The organism is Rhizobium sp. 42MFCr.1 (assembly GCF_000377185.1).
GTDB lineage: Bacteria > Pseudomonadota > Alphaproteobacteria > Rhizobiales > Rhizobiaceae > Rhizobium > Rhizobium altiplani.
On the sequence record NZ_KB897836.1, the window covers coordinates 41,606 to 61,121 of the forward strand.

17 protein-coding genes are annotated in these 19,516 nt (G+C 60.0%); 9 read left to right on the forward strand and 8 right to left on the reverse strand.

Going from position 1 to position 19,516, the window contains the following annotated elements; translation table 11 throughout:
• The 4 genes from C934_RS0118470 (at position 1) to C934_RS0118485 (ending at position 4,087) form a co-directional block, all read left to right on the forward strand.
• Positions 1-1,926 carry a polysaccharide biosynthesis protein gene (locus C934_RS0118470; RefSeq protein WP_018858130.1) on the forward strand — a complete coding sequence of 642 codons (1,926 nt, stop codon included), beginning with the start codon at positions 1-3 and terminating at the stop codon, positions 1,924-1,926.
• A gap of 43 nt (positions 1,927-1,969) precedes the next feature.
• On the forward strand, positions 1,970-2,881 hold the full coding sequence (locus tag C934_RS0118475; RefSeq protein WP_018858131.1) for an NAD-dependent epimerase/dehydratase family protein: 912 nt from the start codon (positions 1,970-1,972) through the stop codon (positions 2,879-2,881).
• Between the two features lie 43 nt (positions 2,882-2,924).
• Entirely contained in the window at positions 2,925-3,503 is a 579-nt protein-coding gene (locus C934_RS0118480) for a sugar transferase (protein WP_018858132.1), read from the forward strand.
• Positions 3,504-3,649: 146 nt separating this feature from the next.
• Positions 3,650-4,087, forward strand: a complete 438-nt coding sequence (locus C934_RS0118485) for a GFA family protein (protein ID WP_018858133.1) — start codon at positions 3,650-3,652, stop codon at positions 4,085-4,087.
• A gap of 18 nt (positions 4,088-4,105) precedes the next feature.
• Here C934_RS0118485 and C934_RS0118490 read toward each other — a convergent pair whose 3' ends face one another.
• Both C934_RS0118490 and C934_RS0118495 read right to left on the reverse strand, forming a co-directional pair.
• Positions 4,106-5,164 carry an adenylate/guanylate cyclase domain-containing protein gene (locus C934_RS0118490; protein ID WP_018858134.1) on the reverse strand — a complete coding sequence of 353 codons (1,059 nt, stop codon included), beginning with the start codon at positions 5,162-5,164 and terminating at the stop codon, positions 4,106-4,108.
• Between the two features lie 81 nt (positions 5,165-5,245).
• On the reverse strand, positions 5,246-5,695 hold the full coding sequence (locus tag C934_RS0118495; RefSeq protein ID WP_018858135.1) for an SRPBCC family protein: 450 nt from the start codon (positions 5,693-5,695) through the stop codon (positions 5,246-5,248).
• 348 nt (positions 5,696-6,043) lie between these two features.
• Here C934_RS0118495 and C934_RS0118500 point away from each other — a divergent pair, with 348 nt between their 5' ends.
• Entirely contained in the window at positions 6,044-7,174 is a 1,131-nt protein-coding gene (locus C934_RS0118500; RefSeq protein ID WP_018858136.1) for a calcium:proton antiporter, read from the forward strand.
• A 136-nt stretch (positions 7,175-7,310) separates the two neighbouring features.
• Here C934_RS0118500 and C934_RS0118505 read toward each other — a convergent pair whose 3' ends face one another.
• The 4 genes from C934_RS0118505 to C934_RS0118520 all read right to left on the reverse strand — a co-directional run bounded on the left by C934_RS0118505 (position 7,311) and on the right by C934_RS0118520 (position 12,354).
• A complete protein-coding gene (locus C934_RS0118505; protein WP_018858137.1) occupies positions 7,311-7,670 on the reverse strand; it encodes an SPW repeat protein in 360 nt (119 codons plus the stop codon).
• A 242-nt stretch (positions 7,671-7,912) separates the two neighbouring features.
• A complete protein-coding gene (locus C934_RS0118510) occupies positions 7,913-9,709 on the reverse strand; it encodes an alpha/beta fold hydrolase (RefSeq protein WP_018858138.1) in 1,797 nt (598 codons plus the stop codon).
• 147 nt (positions 9,710-9,856) lie between these two features.
• Positions 9,857-11,275: a lipopolysaccharide biosynthesis protein gene (locus tag C934_RS0118515; RefSeq protein ID WP_018858139.1), complete on the reverse strand. Its 1,419-nt coding sequence runs from the start codon at positions 11,273-11,275 to the stop codon at positions 9,857-9,859.
• Positions 11,272-12,354, reverse strand: a complete 1,083-nt coding sequence (locus C934_RS0118520; RefSeq protein WP_018858140.1) for an endo-1,4-beta-xylanase — start codon at positions 12,352-12,354, stop codon at positions 11,272-11,274. Before C934_RS0118520 ends, C934_RS0118515 begins: the two co-directional genes overlap by 4 nt.
• Before the next feature lie 203 nt (positions 12,355-12,557).
• Here C934_RS0118520 and C934_RS0118525 point away from each other — a divergent pair, with 203 nt between their 5' ends.
• The 3 genes from C934_RS0118525 to C934_RS0118535 all read left to right on the forward strand — a co-directional run bounded on the left by C934_RS0118525 (position 12,558) and on the right by C934_RS0118535 (position 16,463).
• Positions 12,558-14,051, forward strand: coding sequence for a GumC family protein (locus C934_RS0118525; protein ID WP_018858141.1), 1,494 nt, complete (start codon positions 12,558-12,560; stop codon positions 14,049-14,051).
• Positions 14,044-15,432, forward strand: coding sequence for an O-antigen ligase family protein (locus C934_RS0118530; RefSeq protein ID WP_018858142.1), 1,389 nt, complete (start codon positions 14,044-14,046; stop codon positions 15,430-15,432). Before C934_RS0118525 ends, C934_RS0118530 begins: the two co-directional genes overlap by 8 nt.
• Positions 15,433-15,530: 98 nt before the next feature.
• The gene (locus C934_RS0118535; protein ID WP_026371912.1) at positions 15,531-16,463 is read left to right on the forward strand and encodes a glycosyltransferase family 2 protein; all 933 of its coding nucleotides are present in this window, start codon (positions 15,531-15,533) and stop codon (positions 16,461-16,463) included.
• Between the two features lie 6 nt (positions 16,464-16,469).
• Here the strand turns inward: C934_RS0118535 and C934_RS0118540 are convergent, their stop codons facing one another.
• Together C934_RS0118540 and C934_RS0118545 are read right to left on the reverse strand one after the other, a co-directional pair.
• Complete coding sequence (locus C934_RS0118540; protein ID WP_037090002.1) at positions 16,470-17,330, reverse strand: DUF6492 family protein; 861 nt, start codon at positions 17,328-17,330, stop codon at positions 16,470-16,472.
• A gap of 14 nt (positions 17,331-17,344) precedes the next feature.
• Positions 17,345-18,124, reverse strand: a complete 780-nt coding sequence (locus tag C934_RS0118545) for a WecB/TagA/CpsF family glycosyltransferase (RefSeq protein ID WP_018858145.1) — start codon at positions 18,122-18,124, stop codon at positions 17,345-17,347.
• Positions 18,125-18,402: 278 nt separating this feature from the next.
• On the opposite strand from C934_RS0118545, the gene C934_RS0118550 reads away from it, so the two are divergent.
• Complete coding sequence (locus tag C934_RS0118550; protein WP_037090003.1) at positions 18,403-19,482, forward strand: glycosyltransferase; 1,080 nt, start codon at positions 18,403-18,405, stop codon at positions 19,480-19,482.
• Positions 19,483-19,516 lie beyond the last annotated feature (34 nt).

Here is a 19,516-nt window from a genome sequence, read left to right on the forward strand (position 1 = left end):
ATGCGGGCGCTTTCCGACAGGTACGTTCAGAGCATTCTCGACCTGCCGAGGCCCGCCAAGCGGGTATTGGCGCTGCTGGTCGATTCCTGCCTCTGCATTCTGACCATCTGGCTCGCCTTCTGCTTTCGCCTGAATGAATGGGTGGCGCTGACGGGAATTCAGCTCCTGACCATTCCCGTTTCACTCATAATTGCCCTGCCGATCTTCATCACGATGGGTCTATACCGGGCAATCTTCCGCTTCCTCGGCTGGTCGGCCTTCGTTACCGTTCTGAAGGCCGTGACCATTTATGGCCTTGCCTTCATGGCCGTCTTTACGGCGATCAGCTTCCCCGGAGTGCCTCGCACCGTGGGGATCATGCAACCCCTGCTGCTGCTGCTTGCGATCGGTCTTTCTCGCTTTACAGCGCGGTACTTCCTGCATGAAGCCTACAAGCGGATCCTCCGTCAGAGCACGCAGACGAACATGCTCGTCTACGGTGCCGGCTTCCGTGGTCGGCAGGTTGCCGGCGCCTTGAGCAGCAGCGCTGACTTGAAGGTTGTCGGCTATCTCGACGACGACAGGAACCTCCATGGAAGCCTCATTGGCGGCGTGGCGGTCTACGATCCGGAAAAGATCGTCGAGCTGAGCGCGCGGCTGAACGTGCGCACGATCCTTCTGGCACTTCCCAAGATCGACCGGTCGCGTCGCAACGAAATCCTGGAGAAACTCAGGGGCGCGCGCGTTGCTGTTCGCACTATCCCCGATCTGAACGCCCTGGCCGGCGGCCAGGCAGAATTCACCGATCTGCAGGAACTGGATACAGAGGACCTTTTGGGCCGCACGCCGGTAGCGCCCGACCAGACGCTGCTGGAACGGAACATCCGTGGCCGAGTGGTGCTCATCACGGGCGCGGCCGGCTCGATCGGCAGCGAGCTTTGCCGCGGACTGGCTCGACTGAAGCCCGCTCTCTTATTGATTCTCGACCAGAATGAATACGGGCTCTACGCCCTGGAGAACGAACTTCTCGGCAGCAACCCGGATAGCGGGCTTCAGATCGTTCCCCTGCTTGCCAGTGTTTGCGACGAACATCGTATCCAGAAGATCATGGAGACCTGGCGGCCGAACATGGTCTATCACGCTGCCGCCTACAAGCATGTGCCGCTGGTCGAGAAAAATCCGGTCGAAGGCGTCAAAACGAACGTTTTTGGCACGGTGACGGTTGCACGGGCAGCGATCGATGCCGGCGCCGAAAGGTTCATACTGATCAGCACGGACAAGGCTGTCAGGCCGACCAATATCATGGGCGCCACCAAGCGGCTCGCGGAAATGGCGCTTCAGGGGTTGGCGGCAGAGGGCGCCTCGACGGTTCTCACCATGGTGCGGTTCGGCAATGTCCTTGGATCCTCCGGTTCGGTGGTTCCGCTCTTTCGCCAGCAAATTCGTCAGGGCGGCCCGATCACGTTGACGCATCCCGAGATCACGCGCTTCTTCATGACGGTGCCTGAGGCGACCGAACTCGTGATCCAGGCCGGCTCCATGGCCAAGGGAGGCGATGTCTTCGTCCTCGACATGGGCGAGCCGGTCAAGATCATCGATCTCGCTCGGCGCATGGTCGAACTTTCCGGCCTGGTCGTCAAAGATGAACGAAATCCGTCCGGCGACATCAGCATCGTTACGACCGGCCTGCGGCCGGGAGAGAAGCTTTACGAAGAGCTGTTGATTGGTGACAATCCCGAGCTGACGGAACATGCCAAGATCATGCGCGCACGGGAGCGGTTTATCGCCTTGGAGATGCTGATGCCGAAACTCCAGCAATTGAGTTCCGCCGCTGACGAAGGAGATGTCGAGGCACTGCGGCGCATTCTAAGCGAGCTTGTGCAGGACTATCATCCGTTCGACGGGGTCGTCGATCTGGTGTCCATTCGGCAGGGTGCCTCCAGTTGATCGGGATATCGCTTGCCGTTCTGCAATCGGTTCGGAGCTGAGAATGCTACTCGTTACCGGCGCGACAGGTTTTGTCGGTCAGGATCTTCAGCAGGCACTCCGTGTCCGCAATCTCACCTACAGGACGGCCAGCCGCTCTCCCCGAGCAGGGTCTGTTGCCGTCGGGAGCATCGATGCTGCGACGGATTGGAAAGCTGCCCTGAGCGGCGTCGATGTCGCCATCCACCTGGCGGCGGCAAACCAGAAGGTCATCGATGGGTCGGACGCGGGGCCAGATGTCTTCCGTAGGGTGAACGCCGAAGGAACCATCAACCTTGCTAAACAGGCTGCCGCCGCAGGGGTCAAACGGTTCGTGTTCATCAGCACGATCAAGGTGAACGGGGAACGATCGTTCGCCGGGCGTGCTATCACGTCGCATGATCCAGCTGCTCCGACGACAGAATATGCCGTCTCAAAGCTCGAAGCGGAACAAGCCCTGATCGCGCTTTCGAAGACAACTGGGATGGAGATCGTCATTATCCGCCCGCCGCTGGTCTATGGACGTGGCGCTGAAGGAAGCTTCCGAGCGCTCAAACGGCTCGTTCGGAGCGGCATTCCTTTGCCCCTGGCTTCGATCGACAATCGAAGATCCATGGTATACGTCGAGAATCTCACCGATCTGATCGTGACCGCCGCATCTCATCCCGCCGCCGCTGGCCAAATATTCCTGGCGGGCGACGGCGAAGCGGTCTCGACGCCAGAATTGATGAGGCGGCTGGCGACCGCGATGGGGTGTTCGGCGCGATTGCTTCCGTGCCCTCCCGGCGTTCTCAACTTCCTCGGCCGCGCAACCGGCAAGACAGAGCTGGTAAACCGCCTCACCGACTGGTTGGAAGTGGACATTTCGCATACGCGCGCGCTATTGGACTGGGCGCCGCCTTTTGATATGCGAACCGCACTGAAGCGCTCGTGCTGAAACGTTTGGCGTGAATTTTCGAGACAGGAACACGAATATCCCGATGGTCAACAGCTTTAACAGGTCTTTGAAGCGACTGTTTGATATCTGCGCTGCGTGCCTCGGCCTTGTCGTTCTCTCTCCGGTTCTGCTCATCCTTGTGGTCCTGGTACGCAGATCGTCGCCTGGCGGCGCCTTGTTTCTTCAGGAGCGCGTTGGTCGGAGTGAGGTACCATTTGTTTGCATCAAATTCCGGACGATGGCAGCGGGTTCTCCGAACGTCGGCTCTCATGATGCGGCTTCCTCCTGGATCACGCCGCTCGGCAGAAAGCTGCGCGCTTACAAGCTCGACGAACTGCCTCAACTGATCAACGTCCTGCGCGGTGAAATGAGCTTCGTCGGTCCTCGCCCATGCCTCCCATCGCAGCATGACGTCATCGTCGCACGACGTAAACTCAAGGTGTTTTCGGTGAGGCCTGGCATAACCGGACTGGCCCAGCTTCAAGGAATTGACATGTCGACGCCTGAGGCTCTCGCGCAGGCCGATGCCCGCTACATTCAAAAAGCCGGTTTCTGGCAGGACATCGTGCTCGTGCTCAGCACGTTGGCAGGACGAGGAACAGGGGACGCGGCCGCAAAATAGGCCGGGGCGATCCTGAATCCACGCGTCAATTTGACAGCCTAGACGCACCCGGCAGCGATCGCTGCCGCCCAACTGGCAACATCGCACCTGTCGGACCCGCCCCATCTGCGTTAGAAGATATGAGGCAATCGTCGGGGAGAGTTTTCATGACCACGGAGGAAGCGCAGCAGACCGCCGTCAAAATAACCCGCGGCTCCTGTCATTGCAGAGCGGTTCACTGGGAGTTTCGTGGCACCATTCCCGATGCGACGATCTGCAATTGCACGGTTTGCCGGCGCTATGGCGTCCTCTGGGCCTACGAGTATGAGGGCCAAGGAATTCGGGTCGTCGACACGACCGACGCGCTCACCGCTTATATCTGCGGCTCACAAAGCCTTTCCTTCAACTTCTGTCGCCGCTGCGGCAATCTCGTCAGTTGGCGTGGATTGAGGCCAGGCGACAACGGGCAGACGAGAATCGCCGTCAACCTTCGTCTCGCCGAGCCCGCTGACGTGGCCGACATCCCCCTGCTACGGTTTGATGGCCTCCACAGTTTCGAGGATCTGCCGTCGGACGGGCGCACAGTCGCCGATGTCTGGTTCTAGTGATCGCTCTCCGTGACCTCAGTCGCCGGGAAGCGTGAATACGGCACAGGGCTCGGCAATGCCGCGCAGCGAATGGTAACCCATGGAAACCAGGGTGGTGGTCGTCTCTGCCGCGACCTCGCCGGAAAGCAGTACCGTACGCCCCAATGGCTTGCAGAGGCCTTCAAGCCGGCTGACCAAATTCACTGCCGGGCCGATTGCGGTGAAATCCAGCCGGTCAGCAGCACCTATATTACCCCAGAGGATTTCCCCGAAATGCAGTGCCACACCGAAGGGAAGTGTTGGCAAACCCTGGCCCTGGCGCACGGTATCGAGATGAGCCATACCAGCGCGGGCCGAAGCAACGGCGCGAAGTGCCGCCTCGCAGGCACTGGCAGGCGTAGTGGTGACCGGGAAGATTGCCAATACCCCATCCCCCATGAACTTCAGCACCTCGCCCCCGAAGGCATGAACCGCACCGGCAATACGATCAAACCAGGCATCGAGCGTAGCGATCATCACCGCTGGCTCGGTTGCTTCGGAGAGCGCAGTAAAATCTCGCAGATCCGCGCAGAGCAGAGCGGCCGGTATCGTCTCACCGGTGCCTCGAGACAAAGCGCCAGCCTGCACGCGGGCAGCACTTCGTTTGCCAAGATAGGCTTCGAGAAGCGTGGTCAATCCAACCCTTGCAGCTAACGCGGCTAAAGACGGCGCTGCAAAACGTGCCACCTGACGTAGGTCGCCGGCTTCCGCAGGCGTGAACGGACGCGTCCCGGCCCATCCCAGAACCGGGCTGTCTGGCGCAAGGCCCACGATGTCCTCCGCCACCGGCCCAAGACCAGACAACCATTCATGCCCAGCTTGATTGCGTGAAATATCAGTGAAGCTCAAAGCCTCGATTACGGCTCCGGTCCCGGCTCGCCATAACCAGGTGCGGCGGGCGATGATTGGGTGCGGTGCCGCAAGCGTAAGGGCACCGCCTGCCAGCGGCAGACCATCTATCAGCAGCCGCCGGCCCAATTCGGCCAGGAACCAGTCGGGATCCGGCGATGTGCCGGCTTCATCGATCAACCATGCAAGCGAGTTGGGCAGATCCATGCTTAAATCATGCCATGCCGGCTGAGAGCTGTCACCCGCGGTCCGAGCCGCTCAGGCAGCTCCAACCGAGGCGGCGGACCGTCATCCAGCTCGACCGGCCCACGGATCCGGACCCGGATCGCGTCCGGCCGCACACTGCGCCATTCGGCCGAGATAATGCTCCCACCCTTCGGCATGCCCGGCACACTGCTCGGCATTCGGCAATCCGGTATGTGTCAGCTTCAACAGGGTTCCGTCGGGTTTCTCGATCAGGTCTATCTCCACCAGGCTCGACCCTGGCGGGACTATCTCGCTGCCATCCCAGCCAAAGCTGTAGGCGAGCCGATGGACAGGCACGACCTCTCGGAACGAGCCACGCGCGAAGCGAGCGCCGGTAACGTTGACCAGATAGAGCCCACCGGGCTGAGGTTCGACCTGTGCTTCAGTCCCCATCCAGCGAAGGATCTTTTCGGGATCGGTGAGCAAGGCAAAAACCGCCGAAGGTGGCGCCGCGACGTGGGTCTCGCGATGAACGACAAAAGGCTCCGGCATCAACTCCTCCTTTGATTGGCACAACCCAGGCCGCCGACGGCCTGTCATGATACCTCGTGAGGGGAGATAGGCAGGAGAGTTTGCCCAGCAAGTAGGCCAGCGCGCCATGTTCGGGCCGCTCGGCATCAAACTCGCTCTGGATTTGCATAGCGTTATCCGCATGCCAATGGCCTGCTAAAACCGAGGAACATTGGAGACGCGACATTCTGGGCTGAGCGGTGTCGGCAAGGATTTATTCTAGCGGCACAGTGGCCGCACGATCCGCCAGACGCCACTTGTGCGATGGGAGTGGACGGACGGGCCGGGTTGTGGCGTATTCATCGAAACGACTTCGAGGGGCCCGCAGGAATGAACCCGGAAGTGGCCGTGCAGCAACGTCACTGGTCGGCGCCGATGCGCCGGGAATGGCTTCTCGCCGTTAGCATTGCGACGAGCGTCATATTCCTGTTCTTTGGTGAGTCTCTCTTCGGCTTGCTCGTCAATCCGATATGGCTGGCAATCATCTTTGTGTGGTTGTTTTCAGTCGTGCTTGGTTCTGCACTTGCGGTCGTGCGTCATGCCGATCATCTCGCGGAGCGACTGGGCGAGCCGTATGGGACGCTTATTCTGACGCTAGCCATCACGTCGATCGAGGTCATGGCCATTACTGCTGTCATGCGTCACGGCGAAAACAATCCGACGCTGGTGCGCGACACGCTCTTTGCCGTGGTGATGATCATCCTCAACGGAATGGTCGGACTGTGCCTTCTGATCGGAGGCTGGCGGCGGCATGAACAGCACCACAACCTCCAGGGAGCCAATGCCTATCTCGGCGTTATCGTGCCCCTGGCAACGCTTAGCATGATCATGCCGAACTTCACGCATCCAACAAACGGTCTGCCCTATTCGACTGTGCAACAAGCGGTTCTCGTCTTCATCTCCGTTGGGCTCTACAGCGTATTTTTGATCCTGCAAACCGGACGGCACCGAGGCTTCTTCATCGAAGACACCGGTGAGGTTTCAGTCGAGCATGTCAGGACCAGGGAAGGACCTTTATGGCTTCCCGTCATCCTGCTGGTTGCCTACATGGCCCTCGTTGTTTTTCTCGTCGAACAATTGGCAGCGCCAATCGATTTCGTTATCGAAACAATTCGTGCTCCGGCGGCACTCGGCGGCGTTGTCATGGCCATCCTCGTCGCGACGCCTGAGGCGATTGGCGCCGTGCGGGCCTCCGTCGCCAATCATCTGCAACGGTCGGTCAACATTTTCCTGGGATCCGTTCTGTCCACAATCGGCTTGACCGTCCCTGCGATGCTGATCGTCAGCCACCTCATTGGCCATCCTGTCGTGCTTGGTCTGGAGCGCACCGAGACCGTGATGCTCGTTCTCACTCTGGCTCTCAGCACCATTACGTTTGCGAGCGGCTACACGCACCTCATGCAGGGCGCAGTGCACCTCGTTCTCTTCGTCGCCTATTTCCTGCTGATATTCGAAGTTTGAGGGCCGATTCCCGGCGACACGATCGCCATCGCCATGTTTTCGCGATCAATGCTGATCGCGAATTACGACCACACCATCATTTGAGCGGTGGACACGGATCACCTAGCCCACCGCAGCGACCGGACCGGGCCGCGGTCTATGCGTGGGCGTGCGGATGATGAACATCCCAGACGGCCCACAGCGATACGGCCGCAACGAGCAAGCCAAGCACGACAACCGTCCACATCGCGTTCGCATTGGCCGTGAAACCGAGCAGCCAGGGCGACGCAATCAGCCAGAGGCCGAGTACGAGATTTGCCCATTCCTCCCATTCGGAAAATACCGACAGCGCTGCAGTTGCCATAGCGGCGAGCATGACGGCAACGATCCAGGCATTCCAGCTCGGCATTGCTTCCGCTGCGAATCCCATGACCCACGGCGAAACAAACAAGCAAACCGCCAGAACCAGGTTAGCCCAATCCTGCCTTTTCCTTCCATCCATCAGAGAGATTGCCATGATGACCTCCCAATATGAAGCTTATCAGGCGTCGCGTGAACGTCACGCTTAAGTATATGAATTTATGAGCAGCAGGACCCAAATCAAGATACGGCCAAACAATAGTTGAAACCCCGCGCTTGCAATCATCATGCACGGCGTTCTGGCAGTATTCAGCTTGTCATCCACGAGCCTAAAACAGTCGGTCAGACGGCACCAACTCCGCCAATCCGGTGCCGGACGAGGGAGGCGAACTGACTGCACTACGCAACCGCGCTTGCAATGTGCCGTTCGCTGCGGTTGCCAAGTGAAAGAGCTTGTTGCTTTGCCAGCGCAATCATCTTCTCACGTGCCGGCAGCGGCGTCAGATTGTGGTCGGCGTCGGGGAACAGATGCAGTTGAACGTTCGGATAGGCAGAGAGCTTTTCGCCCGCGTCGCCAAAATTGATCCGAAACATCTCCTGCCCCTCGTCACCTTCCGTATAGATGATCGAAAGCGGGGTGCCTCGGCCTGCCAGGGCCTGAAAATCGCGATGCACCTGCTTTGTAAGCTGCGTGATCGGCTTGGCGGGCGCGAAGACGAAAGACAGCCTGTTCGCCATCCGGTCCACGAGACGCATGGAGATATTCTTTGTCACCGCGCCGAGATCCACGTCACCGGTCCAGAGGCGGCGAACCGTTTCGAGATCGAGGGCATTCCTCAAATAGGCCTTCAATGTCTTTGGCAGGCCCTTGAAGCGCCAGCGGAAAGCAACCGGATTGACAATCACGCAGGAGTCCCAGCGTCGATCGGCGAGCACACTTCGAAAGGCGACGTAGGCGCCACTGCAGCGTCCAATCAGTAACGTCCGCTCGCCCAGACCAAGACTGTCGACATAATCCCGGGCCATTCCGACATCGGCAATCTGGGCCTCGTCATAGAGGACCTGTTTGCGACGGGCTGCGACCGGCGGGCTGTCCCCGACACCCGCGCTGTCAAAGCGCAAGGACGACACGCCGACTTTTGCCAGCTCGCGCGCAAGCGCGACCGAGGAGCGCGCCCACCCGGCTGCATGATCATAGGCCGTCGTCAGAATAACGGCGGTCACGCCGATCGAACCTTCAGCGGGTTCGCACAGGACCCCGTAGAGCCGTTCATCCTGACCGAAGCGGACGGACGTTTCGCGAATTTTCTCCGAACGGACCGATGCGACTGGCGAAGGCTTTTTTGCCGGAAGCGGGCGTTGGTCGTGATATTGCGGCAGCGATTTCAGCCAGTCGATCAACTCATCGACAAGCGCTTCGGGGAGTTCCTGGTCCAGCGGGTTGGAAACCAGCATATCATATCCGGAAAATGGTATCGCCCGCAGCTGGCAGCCAGCCGACGTCAGCCGATCACGAAACGTCGTATCTGCTTCAAAGCCCGGACGCTCGGCGAGGAAGACATGTGGTAGGGCCGTATTTTCGATGCTGTTGAGGTCGACTGCCTTGATGTCATCTGCGACAGCACGGGGCATGCGCAATCCGGCGATCGATCCAGGCGCGCTGTCACGCAGTTCAGGCTTTATACCAAGACCATCATCAATGAGCCGCGAAAACAACGAGAGCTCGCGTAGATAGGCCCTTCCTTTCAGTACCGGCGCCAGAAGGGCAATCGCTGCAAGTGATGACGCGGAACGCGCCTGCATGAGCGCGAGACTCGCGCCGATACCTTGACCAATGAAGACCAGCTTGCGGGTGCCGGACAGCATCTTGAGTTCTTCAGCCGCCTTGCCGATCACCTCGGACCACCCCGACAGGCCGCGTTCGGCCGACGTGTCGTCCAGCGAATTCACCGTTCCGGGATAGTCGAAGCGGAGGCTCGCGACACCAATTTCTGCGAAGCGCTCCGCTAGGATGCGATAGAACCTGCGTGTACACATCTCCTCGAGCCCCCAAGGGCTGAGGAAAAGCACTGCGAGATCGCTCTTTGGCGCATCGTCGTCAGCTGCCGTGAACAAACCTGTATGCGACCCGAAGACCGTCGGCTGAGAGGCGGAACGCCCCTTCTCTTCTTGCGAGTTCACATCCGTCTGCGTCACTATTGCCCTCCCGCGCAAGGCGTTCCGATTGAGAGACCGCCGTGCGTATTCCTCACCGATATACTTGAGACGTTAAGAATTGGCGGAAGTCGGAATGGCATTGTCTCGCCTTCTATTCGGCGCCAGATCAAAAGAAAGTGATCCCGATCAGGCTGGCCGCGGTCGCCTCGTCAATGCCATGCGGACGCCGGCCAGGTTGAGCGCAAGCGCAGCCGCCGCATAGACGACGACACCGGTGACGATCGGCACAGTCAGGTCGAAGACAGCGTTGCCGGTCTGAAGCCTGCCCACGATGAAGGTCGGCACCGCCATCGTTGCGGTTGCGAGACTGACCTTGACGATCGGACGGAGTTCGAGCGGTAAGCGATGGGCGCGATAGGACAGGAAGTAACCGGCAATCACACCACCGATCTCGGCGATCAGCAGCGCCCAAGCCGCACCGACAAGCTGGAAGCGCGGTACGAGGACAACCATGCCAATGATGTTGATCGCCAGAATGATCATGCCCTGCGCCCCCATCAGGCTCGGCTTCTTCGCCAGCTGGAAACTGACATGCACGAACTGATAGGAGATGGAGCGAAACAGCCAGGCAAAGACGAGGATCGGGATGAGGATGGCAGCCGCGTCGCGAAACTCGGGGCCGAGGATCAGGCTTGCAAAACCGGGCGCGACCAGCGCCAGTCCGACGACCATCGGCATCAGGACTGTCAGGAGCACCTCGGCGGTTTCCATCAGATGCCGGTTGGCAGCCGTATGGCCGTCCTGCGCCAGCAAACGGATCGCCACCGGAATTGTTGCGGATCCGATCGCAACGCCAGGAAACAGGATGATCTGTCGAACGAGATCGGCAGCGGCACCATAGACGCCCGCGGCCGTCTCGCCGATATAGGTTATGATGATCATTCGGTCGAGAACCGTGTGCAACACGAAGATGAAGGACGAGGCGGTCATCGGCAGGCCGAAGCGCATCATTTCCTTCATCAGCCCGGTATCGAACGGGTGGCGCGGTCGGCGCCAGACGCCCGGCGCGTAGACCAACAAAGTCACGAGATAGGAGCAGGCGACGCTCACAAGGAGACCCTGCCCGCCCATGCCGAATACCATTACGAGGACGGCAGAGAAGACGACCGTCAGCACCGCTCGCAGAATGACCGACCACATGTAGGCCCCTGTCTGCTGGCGAGACCGGAACACTTCCTGCACGAACTCGAACAACCCGACCATGAAGGCGACGAACACGGCCGGCACGACATAGGTCGACGAATCCTCCGCAAAGAGCCACGTCGCCAGGATGACCAGCGGACTGAGCAGCATCAGTCCCGCATAAGCGAAAAGGGCAGTGGTGCGCACGTCCTTCGATCCACCTTCGGAATCGAAGCGCAGCACGGAGAACTTGATCCAGCCGAAAAGCAGGGTCGATATGACACCAGCAACACCCGTACCCACGACATAGATGCCGTATTCGTGCGGGCTAAGCATGCGCGTGAAAAGCACGACCGAAACGAACCCGAAAAGGGCCGAAACGGCGTTCGCAATCATGTATGCCGAGATCTGACGAAACATCATTCGGCCGCACGCGTGAATTCGTCGATGACCTTCATCAGCGCCTTCGGCCGGCACCCGGCATCGAGGGGCAACGGACGGTTGGGCTTGCCGTCGTCACGCTTGAACCACATCGGCACCCAGGTATAGCGATCAGTGATGCCCCAGGTCAGAATGGCGCTCGGGCGCGCCGCCTCGGAAATCGCACTAAGGAATTCGTGTGCGCGTGCTGCGACGACCTGGTCCCGGTCATATTCACGGGCGGGCAGCTTGTTGTCGATCACATCGAGTTCGGTCACCAGAACGTCAAGCTGCATTCCCTTCACCGTTTCGACAAATCTCGATAGGCCCTCCTTGTCGATGTCCATGTCGCCAGGGAGGTGTCCCTGGATACCGACGGCGTGGAGCGGCACATCGCGGTCCTTCAGATCACGTAGCAGGTCGAGCAAGGCCTGGCGCCGGTCGCGGCACTGCTGTGTCGGATTTTCAATGTTGTAATCGTTGATGACGAGCTGAGCCGAAGGATCGGCGGCGGCAGCCGTGCGCAGCGCAAGCTCGATGTAGCGCTTGCCGAGCCGCTCCTGCCATATCGAGCCACGGATCGTCGCACCACTCTCCGGCTGTTCGGCGATTGCCTCGTTGACGACATCCCAGCTCGGAACCCGCCCCCGATAGCGTCCGACGACGGTGGTGATGTGATGGACGAGTTCGCGTTCGGCTTCCGACGCGCTCCCGATACTGTTTGTCCAATCGGGCATCGCGCCATACCAGGCAAGTGTGTGGCCGCGCATCTGCATGCCGTTTTGATCGGCAAAATCGATCAGGCGGTCAGGCTGGTCGAAGACGAACTGATCCTGGCTCGGACGCAGGTCGAACCACTTCAATCCGCCCTCACCGACGACAAGCTGGCAGTGATCGACGATGGCCTGCTTGTAGTCGAATTCGGTGTCGAGAAGATCGGTGCGCACGGCCGCACCGTAGGGAATGGGGCCTCTGGCAGGCACCGCCCTGGCAGTCAGATCACCCCGGACAAAAGGGTCGAGCGCGCCTGTGGATGCCAGTCCGGCACCCATTGCGCCGAGAACGAAGTCCCGCCTGCGCATAAATGGATATCCTTGGATTGCGTGTAAATGAACCAGAATTCGACCGCGCAAGCGTGCAAGGCCTTTAACTTCTCTTTTTTATTGGAGAGCTCCTTCACGCGCACGCGAAAATTGAAATCGCCATTAATGGATACTTAAGGAAAATCAGGTCTCTTAACCATAGGTTTGCGCTCCCGCGCCCACGTAAATCAGAACCCGCTGCCATGTATGAAGCCGCCTCCCGACATCAGACTCCGGTCATCAGTACGCGTGGCTGGACGACGAGCCGGGAAAAGGATGACGGTGCCGCATCGCCGCGGCCGGTGCTGAAAGTTGCGCCTCCCCCTGCTTCCACCCTTTCCTCAGAAAACTGGCCTTCGGCCTTTCAAGAACTCTTTCAGTTCGACCTGACCCGTATCCTCAACTGGCTGCGCGCGGGTCTCGTCTGGATCTTTGCCTTTGCCATCCTCGGCGCTGTCGCTGGCTATGCGGTCGTTCTTGTCGTGAAGCCGCGTTTTACGGCCGGAATCGACCTTCTCGTCGATCCGTCGAATCTCCGGGTTGTTGCTGACGACATCTTCTCCGAAAGCATGCAGCGGGATACGCAGCTGCTTGATGTCGAAAGCAAGCTGCGGGTCCTGACATCGGGTAACGTGCTGAGCCGCGTGATTGGCGAGCTGAAGCTCACCGCTGACCCGGAGTTTGTTGCGCCTGAAGCCAAGGACCCGGCCGGTGACGCGCTGCGCGCGCTGGCAAAGCGGGTTACGGCCCGTCGTGACGAACGCTCTTTCATCGTCAATATCGCGGTGTGGACGCAGGACGCGGCCAAGTCAGTCACCATCACAAATGCGATCGCGACCGCCTTCCAGGAAGAGCTGGCCAAGGCGGAATCGGAAGGGGCCGGCCGGGCTGCGAGCTCGCTGTTTGCTCGCCTCGGTGACCTGAAGGTGGAGGTTGCCAAGGCAGAGGCTGCGGTTGAGACGTTCAAGCGCGAACAGGGATTGCAATCGAGTTCGGGAGAACTCGTCAGCACCCTCATGTCAAACCAGACGAACACGCAGCTGATCGACGCCAAGGCGCGCGTCATTCAGGCGCAGTCGCGTTACAACGAACTCGTGTCCACCAATCCAAAGAACCGCCTGAACGCGTCATCGCTGCAATCGGAAACGATGACGATGCTGCGCACGCAATATTCGACGCTGCGACAACGCGTAACCTCTCAATCGGCGGTCCTCGGGCCGCGTCATCCCGTGATCCTGGCGCTCGAACCACAGCTCAGGGCGCTGGAGGGCCAGATCGACGCGGAGACGGCACGCATCGTGCAAGCCGCGAAAGCCGAACTCGACCAGGCAAGATCGGCACTCGACGGGCTGAACTCCGAAGCAGACCAGATGAAATCTTCGGTATTCCAGGACACCGCCGCGCAGATTCATCTGCGCGAACTGGAGCGTGAGGCGCGCGCCAAGGCGACTGTCTACGAAGCCTTCATGGCACGTGCCGGAGAAGCCGCCGAACGCCAGCAGATAGACACGACCAACGTGCGGATCGTTTCACCGGCGGTCGTACCGACAACGCGGAGCTTTCCGCCGCGAGGCTATGTGCTGGCTGGCGCCGGCGCCGTTGTCGGCCTCGGACTTGGCCTTGCCATCGCAGTCTTGTCGGGGCTTTGGCGAGACTATCGCCGCTTGAGCGCGATCCAGGCCAAGGCCCATGGCTGACAGCGGCAAGGATGTAGCTGCGGGCAAAGGCAGTACCTTTGCAGGCCTTCTCTTCCTGGCTGTCTTCGGCTACTTCTGGATCGGATTGAGCCCGTTTCCCGATCCAAACGCCACGAGCCTCTCCACACCTTATGGCAGCACGTCCAACGTTTTCAATCAGTTGATCGTCATCGCCATGTCGGCCGTGGTCCTTGGCACTGTCCTGCAGAATCCCGCGCGCCACTTGCTGCTGCGCCCATATGGCCTGCTGATTGGCCTGCTCGTCTGGCTGCTCTTCACGGGTCTTTTCGCCGGCGACCCCAGCGCAGCCTTCAGGCGCCTCGTTTTCGCAATCCTTGTTTGCCTGTGCGCGAACGCAATGCTCTTCATTCCAAGAAACGGCGAGCAATTTGCAAGGCTCATGTGCCTTGGCCTGACCTTTACGATCGGCCTCTCCTATTTTGGCGTACTTCTCCTGCCGCACCTCGCCATCCATCAAGCGACAGACGCGCTAGAGCAGTCGCTTGCCGGCGACTGGCGCGGTCATTTTGGCCACAAGAACGTGGCTGCAGCCGCGATGGTCTATGCCGTATTCTTCGGCCTCTATGCAAGAAGGTCAGGACACGCCCGGCTTGGCTTCTTGATTGCATTGTCAGCAGGGTTCTTCGTGCTTCACGCCGGAGGGAAAACCTCCGCCGCGATGCTTCCGGCAATCCTGCTGCTTGCCTGGATTTTTGAACGCTGGACGAAACTCGGGGTGGTGATGCTTCTTGGCGGCCTTGTCGGCTTGAACCTGATCTTGCTGACTGCGGCGGTCTCGCCTTCCTTCAGCAACCTGCTTGCTTCCGCGGGCATCGATCCAACCTTTACCGACCGTGGCTCGATCTGGCGGCTTGCACTCTCCGCAATCGCCGAGCGGCCCATCATTGGCTATGGCTTTCAGTCCTTCTGGCAGACCGACGCCTTGTTCAACAGCGGGCAAGCCATGACCACCTGGGCCGTCACTGCCGCCAATTCACACAACGGCTACGTGGAACAGTTGATCAATGGCGGCATCCCGGCGCTCGTGATGGCGGTCATCTGGCTGGTGGTCCTTCCAGTCGGCTATGCCCGCCGCGCGCTTGCCGGCAGCAACGACATGGCATTGACGCGCCTGTTCTTGCGGATCTGGCTCTTTTCCCTTTTTCTCGCCTGCCTCGAAAGCCCGTTCTTCGGCAATAGCGGACCGATCTGGTTCACAATGCTGATTGCGGTTTTCGGTTTGAGATTGCAGGCCAATGCCGGGCTCGTCGTCAAGGAGGCTGGCGCACAAGGGTCGCGCGTCACTCCCGTCCCCGCAACTCGGAGCGACGCAACGGTTCTGGGAAGACCCGTTAACCTCATACTCAGCCGTCGATTGTAGAGTGGGCGCCAGCCAATTACAAGCTTCACCGCCAATGGCCGGGCCAAGTCGGCTAACCCCGCAAGGCGAACAATCTCTGCGCGATCGAGGTTTGGATGATGCAGGAAAGCAAGGGGTCCGTTGAGGCAGTCGTTTGCATCCCGACGTTTCGTCGACCGGAATGGCTGGCGCGCACCCTGACATCGCTCGCCGAGCAACTGACCGATTTCGCCTTCGCCATCGTCGTTGTCGATAACGACGCAGCCAACCCAGCCGGCGCCCACTTTGCCCGCAAGTTTCTCACCACGGCCGGCCTGCCATTCCTGGTCACCACGGAAGAGCGACAGGGCAATTGCCATGCCATCAACCGTGCGTTCGGCGAGGCAATGGCTGGCTTTCCGGAGGCCGAGTTTCTGTTGATGATCGATGACGATGAAGTGGCCATGCCCGGTTGGCTTGCCGCGATCGTTGACACCGCTCGGCGGGAGGGTGCCGACATCGTCGGCGGGCCTGTTGTCCGGCAGTTTGAAGTACCAGTGTCCGACGCAGTCACCCAGCACCTTCTCTTCGGCTCGATAGAAGGCTCGACCCGGGCAATTGATCAGATCCACGGTTCCGGCAACTGCCTGATCCGCCGCCGCGTATTTGCCGGTCTTGCTTCGCCGCTTTTCGATGTCCGCTTCAACTTCCTGGGCGGTGGCGACATGGAGTTCTTTACGAGATGCCGCAAGGCCGGCTTCAAGACCTGGTGGTGTGCCGAGGCGGTTATCCGCGAATTCGTACCCGAGGAACGCGTCTCGGCCCGTTTCCTGATGACGCGCTCGCTGCGCACCGGAAGCATCAATTATGTTATCGATCGGATCCACAGCACGTCGGCCATCAGGGTGATTGCAAAAAACGCTCTCAGTCTCGGCGCCGGCTGCCTTCGATCGATGGCGCTGTTCCTCAGGACCCGGCGGCTGCTGCCGGCAAGCCATCCGCTGCTCGTGTCGCTCGGTCGTATATTGGCAAGCCTCGGCTTCCTGCCAACCCCATATCGGGCCAGCAACTAGGCTTTCTCAGCCAAGAGCGACCTTACGGATCACTTCGATCGGTGTGTGCGTATGCGACTGGATCGCGATCGTCGTCTGACCCGGTTTCAAGCCTTCGATGAATGCCGCCAATCCCTCCCGGTCTAGAGCCGGCCCCTCCCAATAGGTCAGGCACGGGCTTTGCAAAACGCGTTCATGTCGTTGCGCAAGCTCGGGGTCATTGGCGACCGCGACACCGTAAATGAGATACTCGGAAAAATGCCGGATGCGGGCCAGCGCCTGCCACCACGGAAGACGACTAGCGCCCTCGATACGCTTCACCATGGTCGCCACCGTTCGCCGCTCCCACAGAACCATCTGGCTGATGGAATCGTCGCCTGGCAGCGCCGGTACGCTCAGGCCAAGCAGCCGATGCGCGTTTTGCCACCAGCGGACGTGGCTAGGTCGCGTGGGATTGATATCTCCGGCCGCGACGTGGTGGGCGAGCTTCGGGGTCGATGCCATCGCGCTCAGATCCAGTGGGCGGCAGAAGCAATTGTCGGAGTCGATGCACATGACCCGCTCGCTCCGTTGCGCCAGCGTCATTGCGATCTTGCGCATCTGCTGCAGGTGCCATCCGTAGATTGGCAGGCGCAAATGGGGTGCCCACCAGTAGCGTCGCCCCCGCCATTTCGGCAGGGCCCAAAGGGATGGAAGCAGGCTGGACGAGACGATCACGCGGCGTTTTTCCCCTTCGAAGCCCACGAAGGCGTCCGCATCCTCGTCGCCGATCACGATGTAATGCACGTCGTAGCCCGTCACATACCGGTCGATCGAGTCACAGAGAAGACGGCAACTGTCGAGATCGCCACGATAACTCGGTGTGATGAGCGAAATCGAGGAACTCAAGATCGTTGATCCGATCACCGGCCTGCAGAAAGAGCTCGCAGCGAATGCCGGAGCATCGCGTAGATGGCAACCGGATTGGTGGTCAAATAGCGTGTTGCCAGCCGGCGTGGCTCGAGGAGCATGCGGTAGAACCACTCAAGGCCAACCTTCTGCATCCAGCGGGGGGCGCGGCTCTTGCTTCCGGCGAGGAAATCAAACAGGCCGCCGGAGGTTTTGATCAACCCGACATTGTGCAATCTGTTGATGTTGCGAACGACGAACTGCTGCTCCAGCGGCACCCCGAAGCCGATCCAGAGGATATCCGGAGCCGCCGCATTGATCGCCTCGACAACCGCTTCTTCCTCGGCGCGATCAAAATAACCGTTGCGTCGGCCGGCAAAGCGAAGTCCCGGATAGGCCTTCGACATGTTCTCGACCGCCCGGGCATTCACCTCTTCGCTGGCACCAAGAAAGTAAAAACTGACCCCGGCTTCCGCCGCGCGTTCCGCCACGGCATGAACGAGATCGGTCGTGGCGACGCGTTCTGGCAAGGGCTCGGCCGAGGACAGCTTGGAAAAGAGCACGACCGACATTCCATCGGCATGGATCTGGTCGGCCTGACGCGTCAACGAGCGGAAATTGGCATCATGCTCGCAAAGCGCAATGACCTGACCGTTTGCGGAGGTGGAGTAGAAGGGACGCCCGCCGCCCCCCCTGCGCTCGAGCGCCAACTGAATGAAGGCGTCTGCGGATTCTTCCATGCCGGCCCGCACGATCGGCAGGCTTCCGAGCCGGTTCGTCGGCCATTCGTTCATCGAATAATTCAGACGCGCTGATGCACTGCTATGCCTAGTCATTCACGCACCTTCGAAACGAGCATCGGTCAAGAACGGATCCGACAATTAGCTGTTTCGAAGACCTATCGCTGTAAAACCTCGAGCTATAGTTAACCCTCGCTATACACGTGATGGTGGCAGGCCTGTTTGCCGACGGCATGTCAAACATTGAACCTGAAATTGTAAGCCGGCTTTTACCAAAAGACGGTATCAACGCAGCGCGGTCACCCGCCGTCCGCCTGTTCAAAAGGTTTGATATGCCGAAACGTCGCTACCTTGCACTCGTCTCCGACGCCGCCCAAACCTGTGGTGTCGAAGAGTTTGCCCGACAGGCGGCTTTGCGACTCGACGGGCGCGCCACTCGGCACGTGCTTGACGGCGATATCGGCGGGCTTAAATCCGCGCTCGACGATGCGGACGCCGCCATCCTCAATTTTCCTGTCGTGGCCTGGAAGAAAAAGCTAGCAGAGCCGGTTGTCGCGGCATTCGTTTCCCGGCTGCAGCGCAAACAGCTTGTCGTGGTACTGCACGAATGGCACGCTCTCGACTGGAAGCGTCGCCTAGTGCTGGTTCCGGTGGTGATGCTCGCAACTCAGATCTTGTTTTCAGCGCCGGAAGTCGCCGCCGAATTTGCCAGGAGCCCTCTGTCCGCCCTGTCGACCAGTCGGCGAGCAGTCATCCCGATCCCGCCAAATCTTGCCTTGCCTACCACGCTCCACGACGGCCCGATCGCCCGGAGACTTGACGCACAGCGCAAGGCCCGGCGGCTGATCCTTGGGCAGTTCGGTTCAATCTATCCCAAGAAGCAGTCAACGGCTGTTCTGGAGACTGCTGCCCGGCTGCTGGCGCTTGGCCACGATGTCGGCGTGGTCTTCGCCGGATCGTTCATCCGCGGCACCGACAATGTGGAGCAGGAATTTTATGCGCTCGCAGACAAGCTCGGCATTTCAGACCGGGTCGTCGTAACAGGTTATGTTGCCCACGCCGAGGAGCTCTTCGGGATCTTCAGACATGTCGACGTGTTCTGCTATCTTTTCACTGAAGGGCTGACGGCGCGCCGGGCAAGCGTGCTTGCGGCAAGCTTCTCGGGAAAGCCCGTCGTCGTCAACGCGCCGCGACAGCGAGATGCCCTCGCCCACCATGGCCTGTTTTGCAAGCTGATAGAGGGCGGTGCGATCCGCATGGTCGACACACAGGCCGACGTAAACACCATGGCCGATGCGGTGCTGGAAGCAAGCCAAAGCCATCGGGCATCGATTGACGCGAAGGCAGAAGTGGATGCCTTGTGGGGTGCCGTCATCGACGCAGTTGACGGCAGGAAGGCCACGCATTTCTGAAATCGCACCGTCGCAATCGATGCCGAGACTGCGG